At 45.2% G+C, this 26183-nt stretch carries 32 protein-coding genes; 20 read left to right on the forward strand and 12 right to left on the reverse strand.

Annotated elements, in window-relative coordinates:
* Window positions 1-245: 245 nt before the first annotated feature.
* From pyrB to VIC_RS24660, 3 genes are all read left to right on the forward strand, one after another.
* Window positions 246-1175 (forward strand): aspartate carbamoyltransferase, encoded by a 930-nt coding sequence (pyrB, locus tag VIC_RS24650; RefSeq protein WP_006963134.1) that lies wholly within the window; start codon window positions 246-248, stop codon window positions 1173-1175.
* 14 nt (window positions 1176-1189) lie between these two features.
* On the forward strand, window positions 1190-1651 hold the full coding sequence (pyrI, locus tag VIC_RS24655) for an aspartate carbamoyltransferase regulatory subunit (protein ID WP_006963135.1): 462 nt from the start codon (window positions 1190-1192) through the stop codon (window positions 1649-1651).
* A 127-nt stretch (window positions 1652-1778) separates the two neighbouring features.
* Window positions 1779-2168: a RidA family protein gene (locus tag VIC_RS24660; RefSeq protein WP_004747250.1), complete on the forward strand. Its 390-nt coding sequence runs from the start codon at window positions 1779-1781 to the stop codon at window positions 2166-2168.
* Between the two features lie 56 nt (window positions 2169-2224).
* On the opposite strand, the gene VIC_RS24665 is transcribed toward VIC_RS24660, so the two are convergent.
* On the reverse strand, window positions 2225-2416 hold the full coding sequence (locus tag VIC_RS24665) for a hypothetical protein (protein WP_006963136.1): 192 nt from the start codon (window positions 2414-2416) through the stop codon (window positions 2225-2227).
* Between the two features lie 99 nt (window positions 2417-2515).
* Window positions 2516-3448: a malate dehydrogenase gene (mdh, locus tag VIC_RS24670; protein WP_006963137.1), complete on the reverse strand. Its 933-nt coding sequence runs from the start codon at window positions 3446-3448 to the stop codon at window positions 2516-2518.
* A gap of 330 nt (window positions 3449-3778) precedes the next feature.
* Between mdh and argR the strand changes: the two genes are divergently transcribed.
* The 5 genes from argR to VIC_RS24695 all read left to right on the forward strand — a co-directional run bounded on the left by argR (window position 3779) and on the right by VIC_RS24695 (window position 9470).
* The gene (gene argR / locus VIC_RS24675; protein ID WP_006963138.1) at window positions 3779-4249 is read left to right on the forward strand and encodes a transcriptional regulator ArgR; all 471 of its coding nucleotides are present in this window, start codon (window positions 3779-3781) and stop codon (window positions 4247-4249) included.
* Between the two features lie 335 nt (window positions 4250-4584).
* Window positions 4585-5553, forward strand: a complete 969-nt coding sequence (locus VIC_RS24680; RefSeq protein ID WP_006963140.1) for a TAXI family TRAP transporter solute-binding subunit — start codon at window positions 4585-4587, stop codon at window positions 5551-5553.
* 228 nt (window positions 5554-5781) lie between these two features.
* Window positions 5782-8361 carry a TRAP transporter permease gene (locus VIC_RS24685; protein ID WP_039952674.1) on the forward strand — a complete coding sequence of 860 codons (2580 nt, stop codon included), beginning with the start codon at window positions 5782-5784 and terminating at the stop codon, window positions 8359-8361.
* Between the two features lie 134 nt (window positions 8362-8495).
* The gene (locus tag VIC_RS24690) at window positions 8496-8933 is read left to right on the forward strand and encodes a universal stress protein (protein ID WP_006963142.1); all 438 of its coding nucleotides are present in this window, start codon (window positions 8496-8498) and stop codon (window positions 8931-8933) included.
* 144 nt (window positions 8934-9077) lie between these two features.
* Entirely contained in the window at window positions 9078-9470 is a 393-nt protein-coding gene (locus VIC_RS24695; RefSeq protein WP_006963143.1) for a DUF2061 domain-containing protein, read from the forward strand.
* A 6-nt stretch (window positions 9471-9476) separates the two neighbouring features.
* On the opposite strand, the gene VIC_RS24700 is transcribed toward VIC_RS24695, so the two are convergent.
* Both VIC_RS24700 and rraB read right to left on the reverse strand, forming a co-directional pair.
* On the reverse strand, window positions 9477-10277 hold the full coding sequence (locus VIC_RS24700) for a glycosyl hydrolase 2 galactose-binding domain-containing protein (protein ID WP_006963144.1): 801 nt from the start codon (window positions 10275-10277) through the stop codon (window positions 9477-9479).
* A gap of 133 nt (window positions 10278-10410) precedes the next feature.
* Complete coding sequence (gene rraB / locus VIC_RS24705; protein WP_006963145.1) at window positions 10411-10824, reverse strand: ribonuclease E inhibitor RraB; 414 nt, start codon at window positions 10822-10824, stop codon at window positions 10411-10413.
* A gap of 565 nt (window positions 10825-11389) precedes the next feature.
* Here rraB and arcA point away from each other — a divergent pair.
* On the forward strand, window positions 11390-12619 hold the full coding sequence (gene arcA / locus VIC_RS24710) for an arginine deiminase (protein ID WP_038513651.1): 1230 nt from the start codon (window positions 11390-11392) through the stop codon (window positions 12617-12619).
* Between the two features lie 133 nt (window positions 12620-12752).
* Here arcA and VIC_RS24715 read toward each other — a convergent pair whose 3' ends face one another.
* From VIC_RS24715 to mlaF, 8 genes are all read right to left on the reverse strand, one after another.
* On the reverse strand, window positions 12753-13493 hold the full coding sequence (locus tag VIC_RS24715; protein ID WP_006963147.1) for a 1-acylglycerol-3-phosphate O-acyltransferase: 741 nt from the start codon (window positions 13491-13493) through the stop codon (window positions 12753-12755).
* 112 nt (window positions 13494-13605) lie between these two features.
* Window positions 13606-14871 carry a UDP-N-acetylglucosamine 1-carboxyvinyltransferase gene (gene murA, locus VIC_RS24720; protein WP_006963148.1) on the reverse strand — a complete coding sequence of 422 codons (1266 nt, stop codon included), beginning with the start codon at window positions 14869-14871 and terminating at the stop codon, window positions 13606-13608.
* Window positions 14872-14880: 9 nt separating this feature from the next.
* Window positions 14881-15135, reverse strand: a complete 255-nt coding sequence (gene ibaG, locus VIC_RS24725) for a BolA family iron metabolism protein IbaG (RefSeq protein WP_006963149.1) — start codon at window positions 15133-15135, stop codon at window positions 14881-14883.
* Between the two features lie 13 nt (window positions 15136-15148).
* Window positions 15149-15457 (reverse strand): STAS domain-containing protein, encoded by a 309-nt coding sequence (locus VIC_RS24730; protein WP_006963150.1) that lies wholly within the window; start codon window positions 15455-15457, stop codon window positions 15149-15151.
* Window positions 15454-16095, reverse strand: a complete 642-nt coding sequence (locus tag VIC_RS24735) for an MlaC/ttg2D family ABC transporter substrate-binding protein (RefSeq protein ID WP_006963151.1) — start codon at window positions 16093-16095, stop codon at window positions 15454-15456. The genes VIC_RS24730 and VIC_RS24735 overlap by 4 nt, the downstream gene beginning before the upstream one ends.
* A 2-nt stretch (window positions 16096-16097) precedes the next feature.
* Window positions 16098-16589, reverse strand: coding sequence for an outer membrane lipid asymmetry maintenance protein MlaD (gene mlaD, locus VIC_RS24740; RefSeq protein WP_006963152.1), 492 nt, complete (start codon window positions 16587-16589; stop codon window positions 16098-16100).
* 2 nt (window positions 16590-16591) lie between these two features.
* Window positions 16592-17383, reverse strand: a complete 792-nt coding sequence (gene mlaE, locus VIC_RS24745; protein WP_006963153.1) for a lipid asymmetry maintenance ABC transporter permease subunit MlaE — start codon at window positions 17381-17383, stop codon at window positions 16592-16594.
* Complete coding sequence (gene mlaF, locus VIC_RS24750; RefSeq protein WP_006963156.1) at window positions 17383-18177, reverse strand: phospholipid ABC transporter ATP-binding protein MlaF; 795 nt, start codon at window positions 18175-18177, stop codon at window positions 17383-17385. The genes mlaE and mlaF overlap by 1 nt, the downstream gene beginning before the upstream one ends.
* A gap of 235 nt (window positions 18178-18412) precedes the next feature.
* Here mlaF and VIC_RS24755 point away from each other — a divergent pair, with 235 nt between their 5' ends.
* Genes VIC_RS24755 through VIC_RS24805 form a run of 11 tightly spaced genes read left to right on the forward strand, consistent with a single transcriptional unit; the run spans window position 18413 to window position 26121 of the window.
* Entirely contained in the window at window positions 18413-19384 is a 972-nt protein-coding gene (locus VIC_RS24755) for a calcium/sodium antiporter (RefSeq protein ID WP_006963158.1), read from the forward strand.
* 27 nt (window positions 19385-19411) lie between these two features.
* A complete protein-coding gene (locus VIC_RS24760) occupies window positions 19412-20377 on the forward strand; it encodes a KpsF/GutQ family sugar-phosphate isomerase (protein WP_006963161.1) in 966 nt (321 codons plus the stop codon).
* Window positions 20377-20934: a 3-deoxy-manno-octulosonate-8-phosphatase KdsC gene (kdsC, locus tag VIC_RS24765; RefSeq protein ID WP_006963163.1), complete on the forward strand. Its 558-nt coding sequence runs from the start codon at window positions 20377-20379 to the stop codon at window positions 20932-20934. The genes VIC_RS24760 and kdsC overlap by 1 nt, the downstream gene beginning before the upstream one ends.
* Window positions 20931-21494 carry an LPS export ABC transporter periplasmic protein LptC gene (lptC, locus tag VIC_RS24770; protein ID WP_006963165.1) on the forward strand — a complete coding sequence of 188 codons (564 nt, stop codon included), beginning with the start codon at window positions 20931-20933 and terminating at the stop codon, window positions 21492-21494. Before kdsC ends, lptC begins: the two co-directional genes overlap by 4 nt.
* Window positions 21475-21972: a lipopolysaccharide transport periplasmic protein LptA gene (gene lptA, locus VIC_RS24775; RefSeq protein ID WP_006963166.1), complete on the forward strand. Its 498-nt coding sequence runs from the start codon at window positions 21475-21477 to the stop codon at window positions 21970-21972. The genes lptC and lptA overlap by 20 nt, the downstream gene beginning before the upstream one ends.
* A 2-nt stretch (window positions 21973-21974) precedes the next feature.
* Window positions 21975-22700 carry an LPS export ABC transporter ATP-binding protein gene (lptB, locus tag VIC_RS24780; protein ID WP_006963168.1) on the forward strand — a complete coding sequence of 242 codons (726 nt, stop codon included), beginning with the start codon at window positions 21975-21977 and terminating at the stop codon, window positions 22698-22700.
* Window positions 22701-22751: 51 nt separating this feature from the next.
* A complete protein-coding gene (locus VIC_RS24785) occupies window positions 22752-24212 on the forward strand; it encodes an RNA polymerase factor sigma-54 (protein WP_006963170.1) in 1461 nt (486 codons plus the stop codon).
* A 24-nt stretch (window positions 24213-24236) separates the two neighbouring features.
* Window positions 24237-24524 (forward strand): ribosome hibernation promoting factor, encoded by a 288-nt coding sequence (gene hpf, locus VIC_RS24790; protein WP_006963171.1) that lies wholly within the window; start codon window positions 24237-24239, stop codon window positions 24522-24524.
* A 5-nt stretch (window positions 24525-24529) separates the two neighbouring features.
* Complete coding sequence (gene ptsN / locus VIC_RS24795) at window positions 24530-24976, forward strand: PTS IIA-like nitrogen regulatory protein PtsN (protein WP_006963172.1); 447 nt, start codon at window positions 24530-24532, stop codon at window positions 24974-24976.
* The gene (gene rapZ, locus VIC_RS24800; protein WP_006963173.1) at window positions 24976-25839 is read left to right on the forward strand and encodes an RNase adapter RapZ; all 864 of its coding nucleotides are present in this window, start codon (window positions 24976-24978) and stop codon (window positions 25837-25839) included. The genes ptsN and rapZ overlap by 1 nt, the downstream gene beginning before the upstream one ends.
* Before the next feature lie 3 nt (window positions 25840-25842).
* Window positions 25843-26121: an HPr family phosphocarrier protein gene (locus VIC_RS24805; protein ID WP_006963174.1), complete on the forward strand. Its 279-nt coding sequence runs from the start codon at window positions 25843-25845 to the stop codon at window positions 26119-26121.
* Window positions 26122-26183: the final 62 nt, after the last annotated feature.

Here is a 26183-nt window from a genome sequence, read left to right on the forward strand (position 1 = left end):
CCAACAAAAATTGCACCATAAAGCTTCGATGTAATCGCTTGCGTTAACAAATCTTCAGCGTATAATGCTCGGCAATTTGTCTGGAGGTAGTGACCAAATGCCACGTAAAACGTGTTCTACAAAACGATTTACATTAGGTAAGCCAAAACGCTTACTGGCTGGTCTTTTTACTATTTCCACCGATTTTTAAAGCCTCCCTATTGGGAGGCTTTTTTATTGCCTAAATTGCAGATGGGACGATGATTATGACGAACACGCTTTATAACAAGCACATTATCTCAATTCCTGAGCTTTCTCGTGAAGAGCTGGAACTGATTGTCAAAACCGCAGGTCAACTCAAAGCAGAGCCTAATCCTGAGCTGATCAAGAACAAGGTGATCGCCAGCTGCTTCTTTGAGCCTTCTACCCGTACTCGTCTGTCTTTTGAAACCGCTATCCAGCGCGTCGGTGGCAGCGTGATTGGTTTTGATAATGGCGGTAACACTTCGCTCGCCAAGAAAGGAGAAACCTTATCGGACTCGGTTCAGGTTATCTCTTCTTATGTCGATGCCTTTGTTATGCGTCATCCACAGGAAGGCGCTGCACGATTAGCTTCTGAATTCTCCAATGGTGTACCTGTCATCAACGCGGGTGACGGAGCGAACCAACACCCAACCCAAACTCTGCTCGACCTGTTCTCTATTGCCGAAACACAAGGCCGTCTCGATAACCTCAATGTTGCCTTTGTTGGTGACCTGAAATACGGCCGTACTGTTCACTCTCTAACACAGGCCCTAGCGAAGTTTAACAATGTTCGTTTCTACTTCATCGCGCCAGAGGCACTGGCGATGCCAGATTACATTTGTGAAGAGTTGGATGAAGCTGGCATTGAATACAGCATGCACACAGATATGGAAACTGTCATCCCTGAGCTAGACGTGTTGTATATGACCCGTGTTCAGAAAGAGCGCTTTGACGAGTCGGAATACGCACACATCAAATCCGCCTACATCCTTACTGCATCCCTGCTGGAAGGCGCGCGCGATAATCTAAAAGTGCTACACCCACTACCTCGTGTGGATGAAATCACTGTTGATGTCGATAAAACGCCACACGCCTATTACTTTGAACAGGCTGAAAATGGCGTCTATGCGCGTGAAGCCCTACTTGCCCTTGTTTTAAACCAATCACTGTAATCGGGAGAATAATCATGGCTAAAGAAACTCAATTGCAGGTTGAAGCAATCAAAAACGGCACCGTTATTGACCACATCCCAGCTCAGATTGGTATTAAAGTTCTCAAGCTCTTTTCAATGGATAAGTCAGAGCAGCGCGTAACTGTTGGCCTCAATTTGCCGTCTTCGGCCCTCGGCCATAAAGACCTGCTTAAGATTGAAAATGTTTTTATTAGTGAGGAGCAGGCAAGCAAGCTGGCCTTATACGCACCGCATGCCACGGTTAACCAAATTGAAAACTACGAGGTTGTGAAGAAACTGGCACTGGATTTACCAGAACAGATCAACAACGTCTTTGAATGCCCAAACAGTAACTGCATTACCCACGATGAACCGGTAGAAACCAGCTTTAAAGTGTTCGAGAAAAAAGATAACGTGCGATTAAAATGTAAGTATTGTGAGAAGGTCTTCTCACGGGAAATCGTTACTGAACGTTAATCGTCGCTTAATCATAAATTATCAATCCCTGCTCTCTGATAGCAGGGATTTTTCTTTACGCCGCTCTGCTTTCACGGCACACTGACTTCCCTTAATTACGTTAACCCTCAACAGATGGAACATAATAATGACTAAAGTACTTCATACAGAATCCGCTCCTGCTGCTATTGGCCCATATGTACAAGGTGTAGACCTAGGTAACATGGTACTGACTTCAGGTCAGATCCCAGTAAACCCTGCAACAGGTGAAGTATCAGCAGACATCGCTGAACAAGCTCGCCAGTCTCTGGATAACGTAAAAGCGGTCGTTGAAGCATCTGGCTTGTCTGTTACTGACATCGTTAAAATGACAGTTTTCGTAAAAGACCTTAATGACTTCGGTACAGTTAACGAAGTGTACGGTAAATTCTTCGATGAGCATAACGTAGCAAACTACCCTGCACGTTCATGTGTGGAAGTAGCTCGTCTACCTAAAGATGTGGGTATCGAAATTGAAGCTATTGCTGTTCGTAAGTAATTTGCAAATACCATAAAAAAAGCGAGCATTGAGCTCGCTTTTTTTATGGTCAGGAATCAATAGTACTTGTCACAACCTATATGCAGTTGTGGGTCATCCATTAATTCGCTGATGTCAGCGGCAAACTGCTGATGAGAATCACGCTCCTCTATAAGAATCGCATGGTTCTTCTTATCAACGGCCAATACTCTTCCAACACCCTGTTTGCATTCCACCAGCATACCTTTTTCGATTTCAGTAATATCCATATTCCTCTCCCCTTGTTGTTTATTTATTTACAACCTAGGGGATGAAAAGGATCAAAAAAGCCGACTCAAAGTCGGCTTTTTATAATATTAGTTTATGGCTTACTTAACGAAATCCACACCCGTTTGGATGTCGCCGTTCAGTGTTTCTAACATGCCATCAAGTGCTGATTTTTCGAATGCACTCAGTTCACCGTAGCTCAGGATCTCTTCAACGCCATCTTTACCCAGCTTCACGGGTTGTGCGAAGAACGGTGCATGCTCACCATTACCTTCAACGTAAGCGTACTCAACCACATCTTCACCTTGAAGTGCTTTCACTAGAGCAAGACCGAATCGGCAAGCCGCCTGACCCATAGACAGAGTTGCGCTACCGCCACCCGCTTTTGCCTCTACCACTTCAGTACCCGCATTCTGGATACGCTTAGTCAGTGCTTCTACTTCTTCTGCAGTGAACTCAACACCTTCTACCTGAGAAAGCAGAGGAAGGATTGTCACGCCAGAGTGACCACCGATAACCGGTACACGCACTTCACCTGGATCTTTATCTTTTAGATCCGCAACGAAAGTTTCAGAACGGATAACATCCAGAGTTGTTACACCAAACAGGCGACGCTTATCATAAACGCCCGCTTTCTTAAGAACTTCTGCCGCAATTGGCACGGTAGTGTTGACTGGGTTAGTGATGATACCGATCATCGCTTTAGGACAAACGTGAGCGATTTTCTCAGCAAGAGACTTAACGATACCAGCGTTGACGTTAAATAGGTCTGCACGATCCATACCAGGCTTACGTGCAACACCCGCTGAAATAAGAACAACATCCGCACCTTCAAGTGCTGGCGTTGGATCTTCGCCCGCATAACCTTTGATTGATACAGGCGTTGGGATGTGGCTTAGATCAGCAGCAACACCCGGAGTAACCGGAGCGATGTCGTAAAGTGCTAAATCTGAACCAGCAGGAAGACGGTTTTTTAGTAAAAGGGCTAGGGCTTGACCGATGCCTCCAGCGGCACCAATAACGGCTACTTTCATCGTAGTTCTCCTTGAGATGAATCTCTTTATAAGTCTTGGGGTGATTTGAAATCAACGCTGTCCAAAGCTATAGCAATCACATACTGATTACAATCAATTAACGTCAGCTTTGCGACCTTGCGCAACTCAGTAACAACGTGCTACACACAAGTGTTTATTATCCTTACATTTACCTTTATTGACAAAGAGTTAAGTAATTAAAAATTGCAATCTTACATCTCCGTTTACAGTGACACGTTAGACAGATTTTAGGGATAGCATTGGCACAATTTGCATAGCTATGCGAGAATATTCACTTGATTTTTATAAAACTACGGTTGAGAGAGAACCATGCGTCATTCAGAAAAACAAGATAACCTCGTCCGTGCCTTCAAAGCGCTATTGAAAGAGGAACGTTTTGGCTCCCAGGGGGATATTGTTGAGGCTCTGAAAAATGAAGGCTTCGAAAACATCAACCAGTCTAAAGTTTCCCGTATGTTGACTAAATTCGGGGCAGTGCGTACTCGCAACGCTAAGATGGAGATGGTCTACTGCTTACCTGCAGAATTGGGTGTACCAACAGTATCCAGTTCTTTGCGTGAACTGGTACTGGATATTGACCGAAACAATGCTTTAGTGGTTATCCATACTGGACCGGGCGCTGCTCAGCTTATCGCTCGCTTGCTGGACTCGTTAGGTAAAGCAGAAGGCATTTTAGGTGTAGTGGCTGGTGACGATACTATCTTCATCACTCCGACACTGAATATGACCACGGAACAATTATTCAATTCAGTCTGCGAACTATTTGAATATACTGGATAAGTTTCAGATATAACCCCTTATTATTGAGTCACTCGATGGCATTCTTCTTGTGACTCAAATCACATCTTAGATAAATCTCTTCTTCTAAATACACACTAAGCTAAATCCTTGATTCACCAGTGGTTTAACCTGCTAATTCAGGTTAAATTTTCGCGCAAAAACCAGCCAATTTCGCTATATTTTTTAACAATCGTGTAATTATGTGCCAATTTTTTGGTATTATTCAGCCACTTTTTCAACATACGGATTGAAAAAGATGCCGTTTCCATAATAGGAAACTCCCGTAGCGACTACACTTGCTATGGGGTTAATAATGAATAAAGGAAGGGAAATTCATGGCATTGAACAAACTTATTAAAGTTGGTGCTATTGCAGCTGCTGTAATGGGTGCTGGCGCGGTTAACGCTCAAGAATTCATCACTATTGGTACAGGTTCTGTAACTGGTGTTTACTACCCAACTGGTGGTGCAATTTGTAAGCTAGTTAACAAAGGCCGTAAAGATCACAACATTCGTTGTTCTGTAGAATCGACAGGTGGTTCGATCTACAACGTCAACACTATCCGTGCGGGCGAGCTGGACTTCGGTATCGTTCAGTCTGACTGGCAGTACCATGGTTACAACGGTACAAGTAAGTTTGCTGAACAAGGCCCGTACAAAGAGCTACGTGCAATGTTCTCTCTACACACAGAACCATTCAACATCATTGCTCGTTCTGACTCTGGTATCGAAAACGTTGCAGACCTGAAAGGCAAGCGCGTAAACATCGGTAACCCAGGTTCTGGTGACCGTGCGACTATGGGTGTAGTAATGGAAGCAATGGGCTGGACTAACGACAGCTTCAAGCTTGCATCTGAGCTAAAAGGTTCTGAGCGTTCACAAGCCTTGTGTGACAACAAAATCGACGCGTTCGTTTATGTTGTTGGCCATCCAAACGGATCAATCAAAGAAGCAACCACTTCATGTGATGCGAAGCTAGTATCAGCGACTGGCGCGAAAATCGATGAAATCGTTGCCGACAACCCATACTACGCATTCAGTACAGTTCCAGCGGGCATGTACCGTGGTACAGATAAAGACGTAAACAGCTTTGGTGTTGCCGCTACTATGGTAACTACAACAAACGTTTCTGACGAAGTTGCTTACAACGTTGCAAAATCTGTATTCGAGAACTTCGATACCTTTAAGCGTCTGCACCCTGCGTTTGCAAACCTTAAGAAAGAAGACATGGTGAAAGCTGGTCTTTCTATCCCTCTACACCCAGGTGCTGAGAAATACTACAAAGAAGTAGGTCTACTTAAGTAACCTCTCTTTGTTCACCAGGGAGGTCACTACCTCCTTGGTGCAGCAAGCTCTAAGGTATTGAGCAATATCGTATTATTTGGAGTTTCACATTTTTGAAACTCCTCTTTATTTCTATCTATCAAAAACTTACAACCGAGCAATATTTCATCTTTTCACTAAACTGAAAGATGCAAAATCAGGTTCTGACAATCATAAAAAGACAGGCCATTTATAATAAGGATTAAGTACATGTCGAAGACAACATCTCCGTCTCAAGACGTGCAAGAAATGGTAGCTCAAGCCGACACAGGTGCCCGTGCCCCGTTGGGGATTCCTGGCCGCATCTTATGGTTTGTGCCGCTATGTTGGTCATTATTCCAACTTTGGTACGCATCCCCTCTGCCGTTCATATTTAATTTTGGCGTACTCAACGACACTGAAGCACGTTCGATACATTTGATGTTTGCCGTGTTCCTAGCGTTTACCGCTTACCCTGCTCTGAAAACTTCTCCTCGTGATCGAATCCCTGCTCTGGATTGGCTACTGGCGTTAGCCGGCAGTTTCTCCGCTGCTTATATCTATATTTTCTACACCGAGCTGGCTGGCCGCTCAGGTGCTCCAACAACATTTGACATTGTGGTTGCAGTCATAGGAATGGTGCTGCTACTGGAAGCTACACGTCGTGCACTGGGTCCACCACTGATGGTTGTTGCTGCAGTCTTCTTGCTGTACACCTTTGGCGGTCCGTACATGCCGGATGTTATCGCGCACAAAGGAGCAAGTCTGAACAAAGCCATGTCGCACCTATGGCTAACAACGGAAGGTGTATTTGGTGTTGCATTAGGCGTTTCGACATCATTCGTATTCCTGTTTGTACTGTTTGGTGCAATGCTAGAACGTGCTGGTGCAGGCGCGTACTTCATTAAAGTCGCTTTCTCTCTACTCGGCCATATGAAAGGCGGCCCAGCGAAAGCGGCTGTTGTGGCATCAGGTTTGTCAGGTCTAGTTTCAGGCTCTTCAATTGCTAACGTTGTGACCACTGGTACCTTCACTATCCCACTAATGAAACGTGTCGGTTTCCCAGGAACAAAAGCAGGTGCAGTAGAAGTTGCCGCTTCAACCAACGGTCAGTTAACGCCACCTATCATGGGCGCAGCAGCCTTCCTTATGGTTGAATATGTCGGTATCTCATATGTAGAAGTGATTAAAGCCGCGATTCTTCCAGCTCTAATCTCATACATCGCTTTGATCTACATTGTTCACCTAGAAGCGTGTAAAGCGGGTATGACTGGCCTTCCGCGTCGTCACAATCCGACGCTAATCGCGAGCTTGCTGTCATTTACTGGCACCATCCTCGGCTTGTGTGTCATCAGTGCCGCGGTGTACTACGGTATTGGTTGGACGAAAGACGTCTTCGGTGATGCTGCTACACCAATCGTCACCGTTGCGCTACTTCTATCTTACGTCGGTTTAGTCAATATCTCGGCCAAATATGCCAAAGAAGGGGCGATTGAGATTGATGCCGAACTGACTGAAGTACCAGATCCAGGCCCAACAATTAAGTCTGGCTTACACTACCTGCTACCAATCGTTGTGCTGGTGTGGTGTTTAACCGTCGAACGTTTTTCTCCTGGTTTATCTGCGTTCTGGGCAACAGTATTCATGATCTTTATCCTGATTACTCAACGTCCTCTCATGGCCGTACTTTCTAAACAAGGATCGATTGCTGAGCAAACCAAAGAAGGCTTTATTGACTTACTTGAGAGCCTAGTGTCTGGTGCTCGTAATATGATCGGTATCGGTGTTGCGACTGCAGCCGCGGGGACGGTTGTCGGTGTGGTGACTCTAACGGGTATCGGTCTGGTTATGACGGACTTTGTTGAGTTTATCTCTGGCGGTAACATCATCCTGATGTTGCTGTTTACCGCAGTCATCAGTCTTATCTTGGGTATGGGCCTGCCAACAACAGCAAACTACATCGTGGTATCTACGCTGATGGCACCCGTTATTGTAACGCTAGGTGCACAAAGCGGCCTGATTATCCCTCTAATCGCCGTTCACTTGTTTGTGTTCTACTTCGGTATTCTGGCAGACGATACACCTCCGGTTGGTTTGGCTGCCTTTGCAGCAGCGGCGATCGCGAAGTCGGATCCGATTCGAACAGGTATTCAAGGCTTCACCTACGATATTCGTACTGCCATCTTGCCATTTATGTTCATCTTCAATACTCAGCTTCTTTTGATGGGTATTGATAGTTGGTGGCATTTGTTGCTCACGATCATATCTTCCGTCATCGCAATGCTGATATTCTCTGCAGCAACACAAGGCTGGTGGTTTACGAAGAACAAGTGGTGGGAAACGGTTCTGCTCTTGGTTCTGACGTTTACTTTCTTCCGCCCTGGTTTCTGGTGGGATCAAATTTACCCAGCCAAAGTACTTCACCCAGGTACAGAGATCGCGCAAATCACTGAACAGCTACCAGTTGGTCAAGAGATTGAGCTTCTTGTTGCGGGTGAGAACCTTGAAGGCGATTTCATCTCGAAGACCGTCCGACTGCCATTCGAGGACAGCGCAAAGTCCGCTGAAGATCGTATCTCATCTATGGGTCTGATGTTAAATAACAGCAATGGCCGTATGTTGGTAGATATGGTCGAGTTCGGTAGCCCAGCAGAAGCAGCTGGTGTTGATTTCGACTGGGAAATTCGCTCGGTTGTAGTGGATGCAGATCGACCAATGAAAGAGTGGGTCTTCGTTCCTGCACTGCTACTGCTCATCGGTCTAGGTATGAACCAGAGAAGACGAGCTCGTAAGGATGAACTGAGCGCGTAACTTAGTTAGCCTCGCTCCATAGAAGGAAGTGAGGCTACACTTATACTAAACCACTTAAACCTAGTGGATTTGGTATTAACTAAGGATGCACATCTCAGCCATTTCCATGGTTGTGACTGAATAGAGAGCTATCGATGTATAAGCAAATTCTTGTTCCTGTCGATCTGAACGACAAAGGCTTTTCTGATAAAGCACTTGAGCTGGCTGTCTGGCACGCCAAGCACTCCAATGCTCAAGTTCATCTTCTAAACGTATTACCAGGTATTCACATGTCAATGGTTGCGACCTACTTTCCAAAGGATGCCGCAGCAAAAATGAAAAATGACGTTGAGAATCAGCTGAAACAGTTCGCTGTCCAGCACATTCCTGAAGAAGTCGTATATAAAGCGCACGTAGCCGAAGGCAAAGCGTACGCGACTATTCTCGACTATGCGGAAAAGCTTGGTGCCGACCTGATTGTGATGCCAAGCCATAAACGTTCTAAACTGGATAAAGTGGTATTAGGTTCCGTCGCCAGTAAAGTGGTTCAGAACTCACCCATCAATGTCTTGGTGGTAAAACCGCAAGGTTAAGTGGATTGAATAAAGACAAAAGGCGCTCAATTGAGCGCCTTTTTTAATAGTTACTAACGATTGATATTATAGTTTCAATCGAATTTAACTAATGATAATAATTATCAATAATGATCCTATTAACACCAAAGACTGGATCACATCATGAAAAAGACACTAACCTTTGCTGCTATTCACTTCACAATCGCGTTCACGGTCGCGTATCTATTAACGGGTGATATCTTGATCGGCAGTCTGATTGCCATGATCGAACCTATGGTGAACACCGTTGCATTTTATTTTCATGAACGAGTGTGGCAAGCCTCACCCCAGTTGAAAAAACGTGAGAACGCTACAGCACTGAAAACCACTAGCTTTGCCGTTGTACACTTTAGTGTGGCGTTCAGTGTGGCTTATCTTTTGACAGGGAGCTGGTTAGTCGGTGGCGTTATGGCCGCGATTGAACCAAGTATCAATACTCTCGCCTACTATTTCCATGAGCGAGTGTGGCAGCGTAAACAAAGCCCGCTATTTCCACAGCAAGCTGCTCACGTTTGAAAACCACTACACCGGGAAATGGGTCACGCAGAGATCTTCACTCAGCCCGATATTAAATTTCTGCGTTTGACCATCCAACATCACTTCTAGCTGATACAGATCATTAGGATCAGGCTGACTAGCATCGAAATAGATCGGCGCTTCGACCTGGAATAGAGCGCTCGCATGATCATTTCGTACATCAATAGGCAGGTGATACGTCATTCCATTAAACTTAACTGAAGCAGAAATCAGCCCAGGTGAGTATGTTTTGTAGTGAAGATCGACCATAAACTCACAACCACCGCCGTGATGCCAGATCTGCTCGGTTACAACATGATCTAAACGCACATGGCGAATAAACTGTAAGTAAGGCTCTTTCCAGATACCCACTCGTGAGTCAAACTTCTGATGAGGTTGTTCACCTAAAGGACAAATATCCAGCCTGTCTTCTTCAAATAGAAGTTCTTCTTCCTCTTCAAGAAATAGGATCTCAAAACGATTTCGACCTAACTGCATGTAAGGGCGAATGTCCTTTTTGTATTCCACCTGTGAGCCATCACAATCAAACAACGCGATACCATTAAGTCGTACTTCAGCATGGTAATCTACGCCACCGAGCACCAAGTCAACGGCTGGGAACGCCAGCATAGCCTCGTCAACTTCAATATCGTGCATCAAGTGCCACTCTTGCTCCGCAATCTCTTGTTCGGACAATGTATCAGGTAAGCGCGCGCTCAACGCTGCAGGGAAAGTAATGTCATCCTGAGGAACAGAAAGGTCAGTAAGCGGAGAGATCTGCCATAAGCCTGCGAGTGATAGCTGCATGTTTCCCTTATTAAAATTGCGCTAGATCAAGTTTGGGTGATTATAAAGAATCGTCTGAATGAAAGATACTTATCCCTCGACGAATTACAGCGACAAAAAAACCAGCCTTTGGGCTGGTTTCTTCAACAACTCTTTACTCTTCGTCGTCATCTTCTTCTGGGTACAGCGCATCTTCGCCTTCGTAGTAGGTACCCCATCCGTCGTAGATGATGTCGTATTTCTCTGCAAGGTGAATCAGCTTCTCTACTTGAGCATCAATCGCTTCTGCATCAAGAGCGGATTCCATTGTGGCGTCACAACACAACAGTTTGTTGCCATCTTCATCTTCTGTTTCTTCAGCTTCCAATACTTCAAAGCCCATTTTAAACGCTTCAACAACGGCTTTTTCCAGCGTATCAAAATCTTCTGCAAACAGGTGATGTTCAATTTCATACAACGCATCTGGATCACTGCCATCTTCTCGTAAGGCTTGGATGATCTCGCGAGTCTCTTCCTTTTGAATCTCAATTAATTCTTCAACTGATAGATATTCGTCTTCATGAGACATAAGTCGGCTCCAGATAGTGACAACATTGATCGATTTTTACCGCAACGGAATATCGCATGGATCCAGCGAAATTACTACCCGCAATCCATTCGGATCGTCATCTTTATTGAGGCAATCATTAACGATCTCACCGGATCCAGCTCACAACATCGGAAACTTAACATTTTTTTATCATCAGTGTGATTCAGAATTATCTGTGGTCGTCGATCACAGTTTCCTACCCTTAGTTATGCGTTTTTATTTTTCATCACTGCATATCTTAGGAAAAATGAGATCTGCATAGAAATATACCTTTCTGCCACCAGCTAGCAAAGTTATGAATAGCTATGCTGAATTCAATTTTAATTTGTCAAAATTCTTCTTATAGCGTGGCGAATAGAGTCGCAAAGTCAGCGCACATATTTTACAGTTGAATTTTTAGTTAAAAAGCTCACAAAAAGCCAGTACAAAAGAATTAAAAACCACGAATTTAATAAAAACTAGTTTTTGAACCCAACATTACTGCTTGCATCTTGATAACAACCTTGTCATAAATACGCACTGGATATTATTGTAAGGACGCAAAATGAGTAAGTTGTACGTAGGCTCAGAAGTAGGCCAGTTAAGACGTGTATTGTTAGCCCGCCCAGAGCGAGCGTTAACCCACCTCACCCCTTCGAACTGCCATGAGCTACTGTTTGACGATGTTCTTGCTGTGGAAGCAGCAGGTGAAGAACATGATCAGTTTGCACAAACTCTGACAAATCAGGGCGTCGAAGTATTACTACTTCACGACCTCCTAGTAGAGACCTTGGCAGTGAAAGAAGCCAAGGAGTGGTTACTGGATACTCAGATTTCTGACTTCCGCTACGGACCGACGTTTGCTCGCGACCTACGTCATTACTTATCGGATATGGATAATGAGCATTTAGCAACAATCTTGCTCGGTGGCCTAGCTTATTCAGAGCTGCCAATACAGTCTTCGTCAATGTTACCTAAGATGCATCGTCCGCTGGACTTTGTTATCGAGCCATTACCAAACCATCTCTTCACTCGTGACACTTCATGTTGGGTTTACGGCGGTGTTTCTCTTAACCCGATGATGAAACCAGCACGTCAACGTGAGACAAACCATCTACGAGCGATTTATCGCTGGCACCCAGTATTTGCAGGGCAAGATTTCATCAAATACTTTGGTGATGATGACCTGCATTATGACAATGCCAATATTGAAGGTGGCGATGTATTAGTAATCGGTAAAGGTGCAGTGTTGGTCGGTATGTCTGAACGTACGACGGCACAAGGTGTTGAGAACTTAGCGGCAAACCTATTTAAGAATGGTCAAGCAAAAGAAGTGATTGCCATCGATTTGCCAAAACACCGTTCTTGCATGCACTTGGATACGGTCATGACCCATATGGATATTGACACTTTCTCCGTTTACCCAGAGATCATGCGTAAAGACCTTGATACTTGGCGCCTGACTCCTAAGGGAGACAGCGAAGACGGTGAAATGAAAGTCGAGCAAGTTCCAAGCTACACTCACGCGATTGAAGAAGCACTTGGTGTCGATTACCTCAAGATCATCACAACAGGTGGTGACAACTATGAAGCGGAACGTGAGCAGTGGAATGACGCGAACAACGTTCTCACTGTGAAGCCAGGCGTAGTGATTGGCTATGAACGCAACGTCTACACTAACGAGAAGTACGACAAAGCCGGTATTGAGGTCCTGACCATTCCAGGTAATGAACTGGGTCGCGGTCGCGGTGGTGCTCGTTGTATGAGCTGTCCAATTGAGCGTGACGATATCTAGCGATAAGCAATAAATACTGAAAGGGTTGGCGTGAAAGCGCCAACCTTTTTTTGTTTTAGATATGATGATCACCAGAGATAAAAAAGCCCCAGTCTATGCTGAGGCTCAATTTCGTTATCTCATTAACTAGAAGTTAAGCTTTTACGCCCGCTTGCTGATTGAGCATTGCTACTTCTTTATCCAGAGATTCGAGCTTATCTTTCATCTGTTCACGACATAAATTTGCCAACTCTCGGATGTTTTCCTTACCGTATTCTTCTGTACTGATAGGTGGCAGCATTTCAACAATCACATGGCCATTATTCCAGCGGTTGAGTTTAAGCCCACTGGTAGAGCTACAGACAATAGGAACGATAGGCAACTTAGCGCCAATCGCAGCGTGGAACGCGCCCGTCTTAAACGGCAATAAGCCACGGCCACGTGAACGGGTTCCTTCTGGGAACATCCACACAGAAACGTCACTTTGATTCATGCTGTCGACCACCTGATCAATCGTCCCTTTCGCTTTAGAACGGTTAGCACGATCAATCAGAATGTTGCCCGTCAGCCAGTAAAGCTGACCAAACAGCGGCATCCACGCCAAGCTCTTTTTACCGACCGTGACAACTTTTGGCGTCACAGCAGAAGAAACGGTAAACAAATCCCAGTTGTTCTGGTGGTTAGCAATATAAATATGCTGGCCACGTTTGTATGCGTCCTCTGGTAAACGCAGTTCTAATGTGATGCCAAATACTCGTGACATCTTGCCAAACAGGCGACCAAAGGTAAAAACGTGTTTTGGGTTACGCGGGCTAAGTAAACAATAGCCGCATCCAAACACAAACATCACAATTGCAAAAATCGCGACAGCTAATACACGTAGTAGTGCAATCATTGGTTGTTCTCCAAGAACAAAACAGTCAATAACATATGCCCAAGACTCTAACTGATCTAGCGCTCATAAAAAAGCCGAAACTCTCGTTTCGGCTTACAAATGTTAGCTGAGGTTAATGAGAGTCCCGGAAGCGCTCTATATTGGCCCCAAGAGCCGACAGTTTGTCTTCAATTTTATCGTAGCCACGATCGATGTGGTAAATACGATCAACAATTGTCTCACCATTCGCAATGCAGCCTGCGATAACTAAACTCGCTGAAGCGCGTAAGTCCGTCGCCATTACCTGAGCACCGCTGAGTTCTTCTACGTCACCACAAATCACAGTGTTGCCTTCGATTTCAGCTTTAGCGCCCATACGCATTAATTCAGGCACGTGCATAAAACGGTTTTCGAAAATGGTTTCGGTGATCACACCACCACCTTTCGCCATCAGATTAAGCAGAGTGAACTGAGCCTGCATATCTGTCGGGAATCCTGGGTGTGGCGCCGTACGCACTGTCACCGCTTTCAGCTCGCGATCTGTCATGTCGACAGAAATCCAGTCTTCGCCTGTCTCAACTTTCGCACCGGCTTCTTCCAGCTTAGCCAACACAGCTTCAAGGAGTTGAGCCTTGGTATTGCGACACACAACTTTACCACCAGAAACAGCAGCAGCAACAAGGAAAGTCCCTGTCTCAATGCGGTCAGCAACGACAGCATGTTGACCACCGCCAAGACGCTCTACGCCTTCGATGGTGATAGTGTCCGTCCCAGCACCAGAAATCTTAGCACCAAGCGTATTCAGGAATTCCGCCGTATCAACAATTTCTGGCTCACGCGCAGCGTTATCCAGCACTGTCTTACCTTCAGCCAAAGTCGCAGCACACATAATTGTAATCGTTGCGCCTACACTGACCTTATCCATTACGATGTGCGCACCTTTCAGACGACCATCGACGTTAGCTTTAACGTAGCCATCTTCGAGTGTGATTGTGGCACCTAGCTGTTCTAGGCCATGGATGTGTAGATCCACAGGACGCGCACCGATGGCGCAACCGCCAGGTAAAGAGACTTGACCTTGACCAAAACGCGCTACTAGTGGACCTAATGCCCAGATAGATGCACGCATGGTTTTAACTAAATCATAAGGAGCGCAATATTCATTAATACTGCTCGGGTCAACGTGTACAGAACCATTACGTTCTACTTTGGCACCTAGACGCTTGAGCAATTCCATCGTCGTGTCGATATCACGCAGATGCGGCACGTTGGCTACTTCAACGGGCTCTTCCGCTAAAATAGACGCGAAAAGAATTGGCAATGCTGCATTTTTCGCACCAGAGATTGTGACTTCACCAACCAGAGGTTGCTTTGACCCTTTTACTCGAAACTTATCCATCATTAACCCTTACAGTGACATCAACTTCTTATCACGCGCCCACTCTTCTGGAGAGTAAGCTTTAATGGACACAGCATGGATGTCATTTCTTTGGATATATTCCATCAATGGAGCGTAAATCAGTTGTTGCTTCTTAACGCGGCTCATTCCTTCGAAACTAGCATCAACAGCGACCACTTCATAATGGCTGCCTTCACCTTTAACGTGTAGCTCTTCCAGGTTAAGTGCTTCTTCTAAAATCTGTTGTACTTTTGCGCTATCCACAATTCACCCCTGTTTAATTCTTTAAATGCCCGTCGATAAACTCTTCGACATTACTCAACTGAAATAAAGTTAGCAGTTGTTTTGGCACGAAGCTGAGCATTATATGACAGTTTTGCTTTTTTGCATGCTCTAATAGATGAATTAACATAACCATACCTGCTGAATCGACTCTTTCGACCTGTTCTAGGCTGATTTCAATCGTAGAGCTGGTCACCTTCCAGTTACATAATGAGCGCCATAAGGCGGGTACCGACTCTCTATCCAGCGCGCCAGTAATTTGGTAGTGGTCGTCAGACACACTTAGCCATTGTTTGGCACTCATTTCTCTTTACCTTCAAAACGAATTGGCTGTGCAGCGAGATCTTCCAAATCTTTCGCTACCGCAAGAATACCTTCCTGACGTAACTTGCCACTCCATTCAGACTGTTTGCTTGATAAAAGGCTGATGCCCTCTGCAATCATATCAAACGCCTTCCACTCACCACTCTTTTTGTCCTTACGAAGTTTGAACTCGAGTTTGATGTTTGGGCGTGGCGCATCGATGATTTCAACCTTAACGCCTGTAATGCTTTTCTTAGGTCTGGATTTTGGCTCTGGGCCAAATTTAATGTCCTGATTGGTGTATTGAGTCAATACCTGAGCATAAGAACTCACCAAATAAGCACGAAACGCTTCAATGAACTTACCAACATCCTCTCGTTTTGCTCCTTTCAGGTTAGGGCCTAATAGCTTAAGGGCAGCGTATTTTTCATTGACGTATGGCATCAGCTCTTCTTCGACAATCACTTTGAGATAGTCTGGGTCCTGGTGCACTTTATCTTGTTCAGCTTTCAATCTGGCAAACGCCTGTTCAGACACCTGCTTCATCATCTGGTAAGGCTGGGTTTTATCTATTTGAGCCGCAGAAGCGGTAAACGACAGAGCAAATGTCACCAAAGTGAGTACTAACTTTTTCAACATGATTATTCCTCTTCTTTAGCCGAATCAGAACCGCCGACGCTGTACAGCACCTGGCCGATCAAATCTTCCAATACGAGAGCGGATTTAGTGTCTTCAATATAGTCACCCTCCACCAGCATTTGCTCATCATCAAAAACAAAGCCCGGAGTTAAGCCAATGTACTGCTCACCAATAAGGCCAGAAGTTAAGATCTTAACACTGGAGGTTTCTGGAAATTGGTCATACTGACTGCCAATTGCCATCGTCACGACAGGTAGCAAGTTTTCTGTATCCAAGCCAATATCCGTCACTCGCCCAACAACGACACCGCCTACTTTCACTGGCGAGCGAACTTTAAGACTGCCAATGTTGTCGAACTCTGCTTTCAGTGAGTAAGTATCATTTGAGCCAATGCCCTTTACGTCAGCGACTTGAAAAATCATCACCAGAATTGCGCAAATTCCAGCAAGGACAAAACTGCCGACCCATAATTCAATTTTTCTTGTTTGTTGCATACTTAGTTCCCAAACATCAATGCAGTCAGTACAAAGTCTAAACCAAGTACCGCCAATGAAGAGTGTACGACTGTACGTGTCGTTGCCCGGCTGATACCTTCCGAGGTCGGAATCGCATCATAGCCATTAAACAGTGCTATCCAAGTTACAGTAATGGCAAACACCAAGCTCTTAATCATGCTGTTGCCAATATCTTGGCCCAATTCGACGGAGGCTTGCATCGCGGACCAGAAGCTACCGTGGTCAATGCCTTTCCAATCCACACCAACCAACTGGCCTCCCCAAATTCCGACAGCCATAAAAATCATGGCCAGCATTGGCATGGAAATCACACCAGCCCAGAAACGTGGCGCAATAACTCGTTTTAGTGGGTCGACAGCCATCATTTCCATACTGGATAGCTGCTCTGTCGCTTTCATCAGACCGATTTCAGCCGTCAACGCAGAACCTGCACGACCAGCAAATAGCAAAGCTGTCACCACAGGTCCAAGTTCACGTAAAAGTGACAAGGCGACCATTTGACCCAATGCGCCTTCTGCCCCGAAGTCGACCAGAATGACATAACCTTGCAGGCTCAATACCATGCCAATAAATAAGCCGGACAGCACAATAATGATCAGGGACTGAACTCCAACGCTGTAGAGTTGCTTCACCAGCAAAGGTAAATTTTGGATTGGGCGTGGACGAGAAGCCAGTGCACCAAACAGCATTAAACTAGCACGACCAAACGACTCGCAGACACCCATAGCTCTGCGTCCTGTCGATGCGACAAAATTCGCGAAGTCAGACAACATCAGAATAGCTCCTTCGCAATAGGTTGAGCAGGATAACGAAATGGTACTGGGCCATCCGCATCTCCTTTAAGAAATTGTTGAACTTGCGGGTCAGGGTTATCACTCAGTTCTTGTGGCGAGCCTTTGGCTATGATTTTACCGTTAGCCAGAATATAGACCCAATCAGCGATACTCATCACTTCAGGGACATCATGAGAGACCACAATAGAGGTGACATCGAGAGCTTGGTTCAGGTTACGTATAAGCTCCACCAACACTCCCATGGTAATCGGGTCCTGCCCCACAAAAGGTTCATCGTACATAATGAGTTCAGGATCAAGCGCGATAGCACGTGCTAATGCTGCTCGGCGAGCCATACCGCCAGACAATTCGCTTGGCATCAACTGAGAAGCGCCACGAAGCCCGACCGCCTCTAATTTGAGTAGCACTAAGGTTCGGATAAGCTCTTCGTTTAAATCGGTATGCTCACGAAGAGGGAAAGCTACGTTGTCAAAAACGTTAAGATCAGTAAATAGCGCTCCAGACTGGAACAACATACTCATCTTTTTACGTTCTTTATATAGCTGCTTGCGGCTGAGTGACGGAATATTCTTGCCATCAAACAATACTTCCCCTCGCTCAGGGTATAGCTGACCACCAATCAGGCGCAGCAAAGTCGTCTTACCTATGCCCGAAGGCCCCATAATGGCGGTGATCTTACCTTTCGGCACATGCAAGCTGACATCGTCGAAGATCTTTCTTTCTCCACGAGAAAACGTCAGATTATTAACGGTTACGAGATCGGATGAGGACATGGTAAACCCTGCCATAGCTTATTGAATGGGCAATCATAAGCACATTGTGTGAAAATTAAAAGCACTGTTCAATTAATTATGGCTGACATTTTTTTAAATGAAGTCTGTTTCATTCTAAAAGTCTAATACGTCCGTCAATTTAAATGGTTAACAATTAATTGCTTCCCTTTTAGCACCTAAACCGTCAAAATTAACGGTTAAATTTATCACGTTGTACACTGAATTAAGGATCATCATGTTTGAAGCCATAGCGTTTCTCGTCGTTGGATTAATCTTTCTGGTTTGGAGCGCAGACAAGCTCGTATTTGGTGCCGCTGCTCTAGCCCGAAATATAGGTATTTCTCCATTGGTGATCGGTATGACCATCCTAGCGATGGGCTCTTCGGCGCCAGAAATGATGGTGTCAGCTACTGCGGCGCTGGACGGCAAAACGGATACCGCTGTCGGTAACGTTTTAGGCTCTAATATCGCTAATATTGCCTTAATTCTCGGTATTACCGCGATGATAAAGCCACTTTCTATCAGTTCTGCGGTTTTGCGTCGTGAACTACCGTTAATGATCGGCGTCACTATCCTTGCGGGTGTTTTACTTTGGGATAGCCACTTGGGCTTCTATGAAGGTGTTCTGCTGTTTGTCCTGTTTGCAGCCTTTATCCTTGCCATGCTTAGAATCAGTAAAAAAGAGAAAGACAGCGGCAGCCCTGATCCATTATTAGAGGACCAAGAGTCAGAAGTACCTGAAGGCGTTAGTAATGGCAAAGCGGCGATGTGGGTTGTGGTTGGCTTGATTATCCTACCTATCGCTGCAGATACACTGGTAAATAATGCTGTATATATTGCGCAGTACTTCGGAATGAGCGATCTGGTTATCGGTTTGACCATTATTGCGGTTGGCACCAGCCTACCTGAACTTGCAGCTTCGCTTGCGGGCGTAATGAAAGGCGAAGACGACATGGCTGTCGGTAACATCATTGGTTCTAACGTTTTCAACATTCTTGCCGTGATGGGGATTCCAGGCATCCTTAACCCTTCCGTCCTCAGCGAATATGCCATGGGGCGTGATTTCTGGATCATGCTGGGTATTTCGTTGCTGTTGGTTGCAATGGCATTAGGTAAATCTCGTAGTATCAACCGAATAGAAGGTGCTGTATTATTCTGCTGCTTTATTGCTTATCAGGGATACCTAATCCTTAACATGACAGCTTAAATTTAGTTTTGCCTGCCGGAGAGTGACATGTTTGATTTTCGCTCGGCTGCTCTTGATGTATTAAAAACAGAAATCGAAGCCCTTGAGCAGCTTGATCAGTATATTAACGACGATTTTGTCCAAGCCTGTGAATTGATCCTTGCCAATAAAGAAGGCAAGGTTGCCGTCATGGGGATGGGAAAGTCAGGACATATTGGAAACAAGATTGCTGCTAGTCTAGCCAGCACTGGAACCTCAGCGTTTTTCGTTCACCCCGGTGAAGCCGCACACGGCGACCTAGGGATGATCGAACCTGGCGACATTGTCCTTGCGATTTCTAACTCTGGCGAATCTTCTGAGATTTTGGGGCTATTCCCAGTCCTTAAACGTCTCAATATCAAAATCATCAGCATGACAGGTAAGCCTGAATCTAACATGGCTAAGTTGTCCGACTATCACTTACAAATCACGGTTCCGAAAGAAGCTTGCCCACTGGGTTTAGCGCCAACGGCCAGTACCACTGCGACATTAGCTATGGGCGACGCACTAGCGGTAGCCTTACTACAAGCTCGTGGTTTCACAGCTGAAGATTTTGCACTCTCTCATCCGGGTGGGGCATTGGGTAGAAAATTGCTACTTAAGCTATCGGACATAATGCACACGGGTGAGCAACTTCCTCTAGTAACACCAGATACTGTGGTACGAGAAGCGTTGCTGGAAATCAGCCAGAAAGGCTTAGGCATGACTGCCGTCGTTGATGGCCACCAGCACCTAGTCGGTATTTTCACTGACGGCGACCTGCGCCGTATCCTAGACAAGAGAATCGACATTCACAGTGCTTTAATTGGCGAAGTCATGACAACCAATCCAACGACCGCCAGCCCTAATATTCTTGCAGCTGAAGGTCTCAACCTTATGCAGCAGAAAAGCATTAATGGCCTAATTCTATGCCTAGACGGCAAAGTTGTCGGTGCGTTAAATATGCATGATTTATTAAAAGCGGGAGTGATGTGATGTCAAAATTGATTGAAACCCTGTATAAACCCGTGGAACAAAACACGTTTAACATTGCCAAAGAGATTAAACTGTTAATATGCGACGTTGATGGGGTCTTTTCTGACGGCCTAGTCTATATGGGTAATGATGGCGAAGAGCTGAAAACATTCCATACACGAGATGGATACGGCGTAAAATCTTTGATGAATGCAGGCATCGAAATCGCTATCATCACAGGTCGACAATCACGCATTGTTGAGAATCGCATGAAAGCTCTGGGAATCTCGCTGATTTACCAAGGGCAAGACGATAAAGTAAAAGCTTATCAGGACATTTGCAGCAAATTGAATATTGCGCCAGAACAAACCGGTTATATCGGTGATGATCTTATCGACTGGCCTGTCATGGAAAAAGTAGCTTTAAAAGTCTGCGTCGCTGACGGACATCCACTACTGGCGCAACGCGCAAATTACGTCACTTCAATACGTGGCGGACACGGCGCAGTCAGAGAAGTGTGTGACCTCATTTTACAAGCGCGCAATGAACTTGATGTCCACAAAGGTCTAAGTATATGAGTTTATCCCGTATCGGTTACCTGATACTGGCATTTGTTATTTGTTGGTCCGCTTATTACCTGTTTGATAAAGGTAAGACATTCGACATTCAGGTAGAACCGGATACCGAATTACCTATGTTTAGCGGTGAATATTTAGTGAATACCTCTTACAACGAAGAAGGGATTCGCAGCTATGTCATTACGTCCGTAAAACTCGATCACTACGCAAAAAGCGGTGATACCTTTTTTGATCAACCAGTCTTAAAAGTTTACAAAGAAGGCACAACCCAAGAATGGGAAGTTACTGCTGACCGAGGCATTCTCGGCCAGGATCATGTGCTGACATTATACGACAACGTATTGGCGAAAAACTTATTGCCAGATTCTGGCTTTGATACCATGTCGACGGATGTGCTTGGCATCCAGTTGGACAATCGTGATTTTTGGGCGGACAATCAAGTCACCTTGGTTGGCCCTCAGTTTGAAACAGTAGGTCAGGCGATGAAAGGCAACTTTGCTGAAAACAACGCCATCCTATACAAACATGTACAAGGTAGATATGAAACTCTCACACCTTAGTCTAATTTCTTGTTTGCTGATTTCAGGACAAGCGCTGGCGCTGTCTACCGATCAGGATCAACCTGTTTATATTGATTCAGACAGCCAGCAGCTTGATATGCAGAGCAACAAAGTAACCTTCCTAGGTGACGTAAAACTCAAGCAAGGCAGTATCAATATTAACGCCGATAAAGTCATTGTAACCCGTGATCCAAAAGACGGCTCCATTCAGGAAATCGAAGGATACGGCGATTTGGCGACTTTCTCTCAGCTCACCGATGACGGTAAAACCCTCTATGGTGAAGCAAAAGAGTTGTACTACGTTATGGTTGATGACCAACTCACCATGATAGATGAGGCCATGCTGTCTCAAGATGATAGTGTCATTCGCGGTACCAAAATCCGTTACAAAATCTCTTCTCAGAAGTTGATTGCTGACGGTAAAGAAAAAGGCGACCGCGTCTCTACGGTTCTCCAGCCACAAGCAGTACAAGAATAATTATGGCAAATCTCAAAGCAGAGCATTTAGCGAAAACTTACGGTAACCGTAAAGTGGTGACCGATGTTAGCTTGGAAGTCACTTCTGGGCAGATCGTCGGTTTACTTGGCCCAAACGGTGCAGGTAAAACTACGTCGTTTTATATGATTGTCGGCTTAGTCGCTCGCGATGAAGGCTCAATTACGATTGACGGGCAGGATATCAGTATCTTGCCTATGCATAGCCGCTCTCGTATGGGGATTGGCTATCTACCACAGGAAGCATCCATCTTCCGTAAGCTATCTGTAGAACATAACATTATGGCGGTTCTGGAGACTCGTGAAGAGCTCACTCGTGAACAGCGCCAAGATAAGTTGGAAGACTTATTGGAAGAATTCCACATTCAGCACATTCGCCACAGTGCAGGTATGGCACTATCAGGGGGTGAGCGTCGTCGTGTAGAGATCGCCCGAGCTTTGGCTGCCAATCCTCAATTTATCTTGCTGGATGAACCGTTCGCTGGTGTTGACCCGATTTCGGTCATTGATATCAAGAAGATCATAGAACATCTGCGTGATCGTGGGCTGGGTGTTTTGATCACAGACCACAACGTACGTGAAACATTAGACGTATGTGAAAAAGCCTACATTGTGAGTCAAGGGCACTTGATCGCCGAAGGTACGCCAGAACAAGTACTCAACAACGAACAAGTAAAACAAGTTTATCTCGGCGAACAATTCCGTCTATGATTAAAGTGAAGAACGGTAAGATTCTATAGCATCTAAGGCAAGTAATACTGAATGAAACCCTCATTACAACTCAAGCTAGGACAGCAGTTAGCGATGACCCCACAGCTTCAGCAAGCGATTCGCTTGTTGCAGTTGTCAACGTTAGATCTTCAACAGGAAATTCAGGAAGCCTTGGATTCTAACCCTCTGCTAGAAGTCGAAGAAGGCAGCGAAGAGACTTCAAATGTTGAAGACAAAGCAGCGAGTGATGAAAAAGAGCCGAACGCTGAAATCGCTGAGCCAGAAGTCAAAGACAGCTCAGAACTGATAGAGAAGTCTGAAATCAGCAATGAGCTTGAGATTGATACCACTTGGGAAGATGTCTATAGCGCCAATACAGGCAGTACTGGTATTGCGTTAGATGATGATGCGCCAGTCTATCAAGGCGAAACCACTCAATCTCTGCACGACTACCTCACTTGGCAGTTAGATCTGACTCCTTTTAGCGAAACGGATCGCACCATCGCTATGGCAATCATTGATGCTGTAGACGACTATGGTTACCTGACCATTTCAACCGAAGATATTCTTGAAAGCTTTGATAATGAAGAAATAGAACTCGAAGAAATCGAAGCCGTACGTAAGCGCGTTCAACAATTTGACCCATTGGGTGTCGCATCAAATAACTTGCAAGACTGCTTGCTGCTCCAATTGGCTACCTTCCCAGAAGATACACCGTGGTTGAAAGAAGCGAAGTTAGTGCTGACTGACTACATAGACCAACTGGGCAATCGAGACTACAAGCTGATCATCAAAGAAGCAAAGCTTAAAGAAGCAGAACTCAAAGAAGCTCTCAAGCTCATTCAGCAGCTCGACCCTCGACCTGGAAGCCGAATCGCTGCAGAGCATGCAGAATATGTCATACCTGATGTGTCCGTGTTCAAAGATCATGGTAAGTGGGTGGTCACTATCAATCCAGACTCAGTACCACGCCTTAAAGTCAATCAACAATACGCAGCGCTTGGCAAAGGCAACAGTTCAGATAGCCAATACATTCGCTCAAACTTGCAGGAAGCAAAATGGCTGATTAAGAGCCTAGAAAGTAGAAATGAGACGCTACTCAAAGTTGCTAAGTGTATTGTTGAACATCAGCGCGATTTCTTTGAGTATGGTGAAGAAGCGATGAAGCCGATGGTTCTCAATGACGTCGCCTTAGATGTCGATATGCACGAATCAACGATTTCACGTGTCACAACCCAAAAATACATGCATACCCCTCGTGGTATTTTCGAACTGAAGTATTTCTTCTCCAGCCATGTCAGTACCGACAACGGTGGAGAATGTTCATCCACTGCAATCCGAGCATTGATTAAAAAGCTCGTTGCTGCTGAAAACAGTGCTAAACCACTGAGTGACAGCAAAATTGCAGCTCTACTCGCTGACCAAGGGATTCAGGTCGCTAGACGAACAATAGCTAAATACCGAGAATCACTAGGCATTGCCCCTTCGAGTCAGCGCAAACGCCTGCTTTAGGCATCTAACCGAGAAGGAAAGTCTATGCAAATCAATATTAATGGCCACCACGTTGATCTCACCGATTCAATGCAAGACTACGTAAACGAAAAGTTTCAAAAGCTTGAGCGTTTCTTTGACCACATAAATAACGTTCATGTTGTTTTAAAAGTTGAAAAACTCCGTCAAATCGCTGAAGCTACCCTTCACGTCAATCAGGGCGAAATCCATGCATCTGCCGACGAAGAAAGTATGTATGCCGCAATCGACTCTCTTGTTGACAAACTGGTCAGACAGCTCAACAAGCATAAAGAAAAACTAAACACGCACTAAACATCATGCAATTAAGCGAAATCCTTTCATTGGACTGTACCAAAAGTGCAGTCCAATGCACCAGTAAAAAACGCGCTCTAGAAATGATCAGTGAGATCGTCGCCGAGCAGACTGGTCAAAACTCCACTGAACTTTTTGAGTGTATGCTCAGCCGCGAAAAAATGGGCAGTACTGGCATCGGAAATGGAATAGCCATTCCCCATGCTCGTATGCAATCCAGTGACAAAGCCGTTGCTGTACTCATACAATGTGAATCTCCTGTCGAGTTTGACTCGATAGATAATCGTCCTGTCGATCTCCTTTTTGCTCTTCTTGTGCCTGATGCGCAGTGTAAAGAGCACCTTAAAACGCTTTCCAGCATGGCAGAACGATTAAACAACAAACAAGTCCTCAAACAGCTGCGCAAAGCGCAATCTGATGAGGAGCTTTACGACATCATGGTGAATCAGTAATGCGCCTTATCGTCGTCAGTGGCCAATCAGGTGCAGGTAAAAGCGTCGCGCTTCGCGTACTTGAAGACCTTGGCTACTACTGCGTCGATAACCTTCCGGTGGATTTACTCGATAATTTCGTCAAATCGGTCAAATCAAGTAAGCAAAATGTAGCGGTCAGTATTGATATCCGCAATCTGCCTACCGAACCGAATCTCGTGACCGATGTGCTGACGAAGCTAAAAAAATCTTCCGACGTCAGTGTTCTGTTTCTGGATGCCAAGAAAGACACGTTACTCAAACGCTACAGCGAAACGAGGCGCATACACCCTCTTTCACTCAGTCTCGAAAACACCTCTCTTGAACAAGCCATTGAAAAAGAACGCTGTATTCTTTCTCCGTTGAAAGAGCACGCAGATCTGATCATCGATAGCAGCAACCAATCATTGCATGACTTAAGTGAGACCGTTCGCATGCGTGTTGAAGGTCGAGAGCGTAAAGACTTAGTGATGGTATTTCAGTCATTTGGCTTTAAGTATGGCTTGCCAAGTGATGCTGACTATGTGTTTGATGTACGCTTTCTGCCGAATCCACATTGGGAACCCACATTGCGTCCAATGACGGGGCTCGATACACCGATCAAATCTTTTCTGGAAAGTCATCAGGATGTATTGGATCTTAAACAGCAGATCCAGAAATTCATCGAAAACTGGCTACCATTACTAGAAAAAAACAACCGCAGCTATCTAACGGTCGCAATAGGTTGTACTGGCGGTAAGCACCGTTCAGTTTATCTTACCCAACAAATTGGCGAGTACTTCGCTCAAGTGGGCCATCAGGTTCAGATTCGCCACGCGACACTCGAGAAACATCATAAGGAATAACGCATGCAGCAACAGAGTCGAACCGTCCTCATCCAAAACCGATTGGGCCTTCATGCTCGTGCTGCCGTTAAACTTGTCGAACTTGCTCAATCTTTTGATGCGATTCTCACTATCCAAAACCATGAAGGTAAAGAAGCAACCGCTGACAGCGTTATGGGACTACTCATGCTCGAGTCTGCTCAGGGAGAGCATGTCACTATCAGTGCTGAGGGTAGTGATGCAAGCCCCGCTCTGGAAGCCGTCTGTCACCTCATTGAAGATAAATTCGAAGAGGCGGAATAATTTCCCTCCCATATAAGAAAAATCATTACCTTCATATTAACTTATTAAATAAACACTAAAAT

The sequence above is a fragment of the Vibrio coralliilyticus ATCC BAA-450 genome (assembly GCF_000176135.1).
In the GTDB taxonomy this organism is placed as follows: domain Bacteria; phylum Pseudomonadota; class Gammaproteobacteria; order Enterobacterales; family Vibrionaceae; genus Vibrio; species Vibrio coralliilyticus.

Bases quoted from the DNA above. Each gene is read 5' to 3' on its own strand.
- VIC_RS24785 (WP_006963170.1), top strand. From the start codon at position 22,752: ATGAAACCCTCATTACAACTCAAGCTAGGACAGCAGTTAGCGATGACC.
- mlaF (WP_006963156.1), bottom strand. From the start codon at position 18,177: ATGTCCTCATCCGATCTCGTAACCGTTAATAATCTGACGTTTTCTCGT.
- VIC_RS24660 (WP_004747250.1), top strand. From the start codon at position 1,779: ATGACTAAAGTACTTCATACAGAATCCGCTCCTGCTGCTATTGGCCCA.
- lptB (WP_006963168.1), top strand. From the start codon at position 21,975: ATGGCAAATCTCAAAGCAGAGCATTTAGCGAAAACTTACGGTAACCGT.
- mlaD (WP_006963152.1), bottom strand. From the start codon at position 16,589: ATGCAACAAACAAGAAAAATTGAATTATGGGTCGGCAGTTTTGTCCTT.
- pyrB (WP_006963134.1), top strand. From the start codon at position 246: ATGACGAACACGCTTTATAACAAGCACATTATCTCAATTCCTGAGCTT.
- arcA (WP_038513651.1), top strand. From the start codon at position 11,390: ATGAGTAAGTTGTACGTAGGCTCAGAAGTAGGCCAGTTAAGACGTGTA.
- argR (WP_006963138.1), top strand. From the start codon at position 3,779: ATGCGTCATTCAGAAAAACAAGATAACCTCGTCCGTGCCTTCAAAGCG.
- lptA (WP_006963166.1), top strand. From the start codon at position 21,475: ATGAAACTCTCACACCTTAGTCTAATTTCTTGTTTGCTGATTTCAGGA.
- VIC_RS24680 (WP_006963140.1), top strand. From the start codon at position 4,585: ATGGCATTGAACAAACTTATTAAAGTTGGTGCTATTGCAGCTGCTGTA.
- mdh (WP_006963137.1), bottom strand. From the start codon at position 3,448: ATGAAAGTAGCCGTTATTGGTGCCGCTGGAGGCATCGGTCAAGCCCTA.
- VIC_RS24665 (WP_006963136.1), bottom strand. From the start codon at position 2,416: ATGGATATTACTGAAATCGAAAAAGGTATGCTGGTGGAATGCAAACAG.
- kdsC (WP_006963163.1), top strand. From the start codon at position 20,377: ATGTCAAAATTGATTGAAACCCTGTATAAACCCGTGGAACAAAACACG.
- VIC_RS24700 (WP_006963144.1), bottom strand. From the start codon at position 10,277: ATGCAGCTATCACTCGCAGGCTTATGGCAGATCTCTCCGCTTACTGAC.
- murA (WP_006963148.1), bottom strand. From the start codon at position 14,871: ATGGATAAGTTTCGAGTAAAAGGGTCAAAGCAACCTCTGGTTGGTGAA.
- VIC_RS24760 (WP_006963161.1), top strand. From the start codon at position 19,412: ATGTTTGATTTTCGCTCGGCTGCTCTTGATGTATTAAAAACAGAAATC.
- rraB (WP_006963145.1), bottom strand. From the start codon at position 10,824: ATGTCTCATGAAGACGAATATCTATCAGTTGAAGAATTAATTGAGATT.
- VIC_RS24715 (WP_006963147.1), bottom strand. From the start codon at position 13,493: ATGATTGCACTACTACGTGTATTAGCTGTCGCGATTTTTGCAATTGTG.
- VIC_RS24695 (WP_006963143.1), top strand. From the start codon at position 9,078: ATGAAAAAGACACTAACCTTTGCTGCTATTCACTTCACAATCGCGTTC.
- lptC (WP_006963165.1), top strand. From the start codon at position 20,931: ATGAGTTTATCCCGTATCGGTTACCTGATACTGGCATTTGTTATTTGT.
- mlaE (WP_006963153.1), bottom strand. From the start codon at position 17,383: ATGTTGTCTGACTTCGCGAATTTTGTCGCATCGACAGGACGCAGAGCT.
- VIC_RS24755 (WP_006963158.1), top strand. From the start codon at position 18,413: ATGTTTGAAGCCATAGCGTTTCTCGTCGTTGGATTAATCTTTCTGGTT.
- VIC_RS24735 (WP_006963151.1), bottom strand. From the start codon at position 16,095: ATGTTGAAAAAGTTAGTACTCACTTTGGTGACATTTGCTCTGTCGTTT.
- VIC_RS24685 (WP_039952674.1), top strand. From the start codon at position 5,782: ATGTCGAAGACAACATCTCCGTCTCAAGACGTGCAAGAAATGGTAGCT.
- hpf (WP_006963171.1), top strand. From the start codon at position 24,237: ATGCAAATCAATATTAATGGCCACCACGTTGATCTCACCGATTCAATG.
- VIC_RS24805 (WP_006963174.1), top strand. From the start codon at position 25,843: ATGCAGCAACAGAGTCGAACCGTCCTCATCCAAAACCGATTGGGCCTT.
- pyrI (WP_006963135.1), top strand. From the start codon at position 1,190: ATGGCTAAAGAAACTCAATTGCAGGTTGAAGCAATCAAAAACGGCACC.
- VIC_RS24730 (WP_006963150.1), bottom strand. From the start codon at position 15,457: ATGAGTGCCAAACAATGGCTAAGTGTGTCTGACGACCACTACCAAATT.
- ptsN (WP_006963172.1), top strand. From the start codon at position 24,530: ATGCAATTAAGCGAAATCCTTTCATTGGACTGTACCAAAAGTGCAGTC.
- VIC_RS24690 (WP_006963142.1), top strand. From the start codon at position 8,496: ATGTATAAGCAAATTCTTGTTCCTGTCGATCTGAACGACAAAGGCTTT.
- rapZ (WP_006963173.1), top strand. From the start codon at position 24,976: ATGCGCCTTATCGTCGTCAGTGGCCAATCAGGTGCAGGTAAAAGCGTC.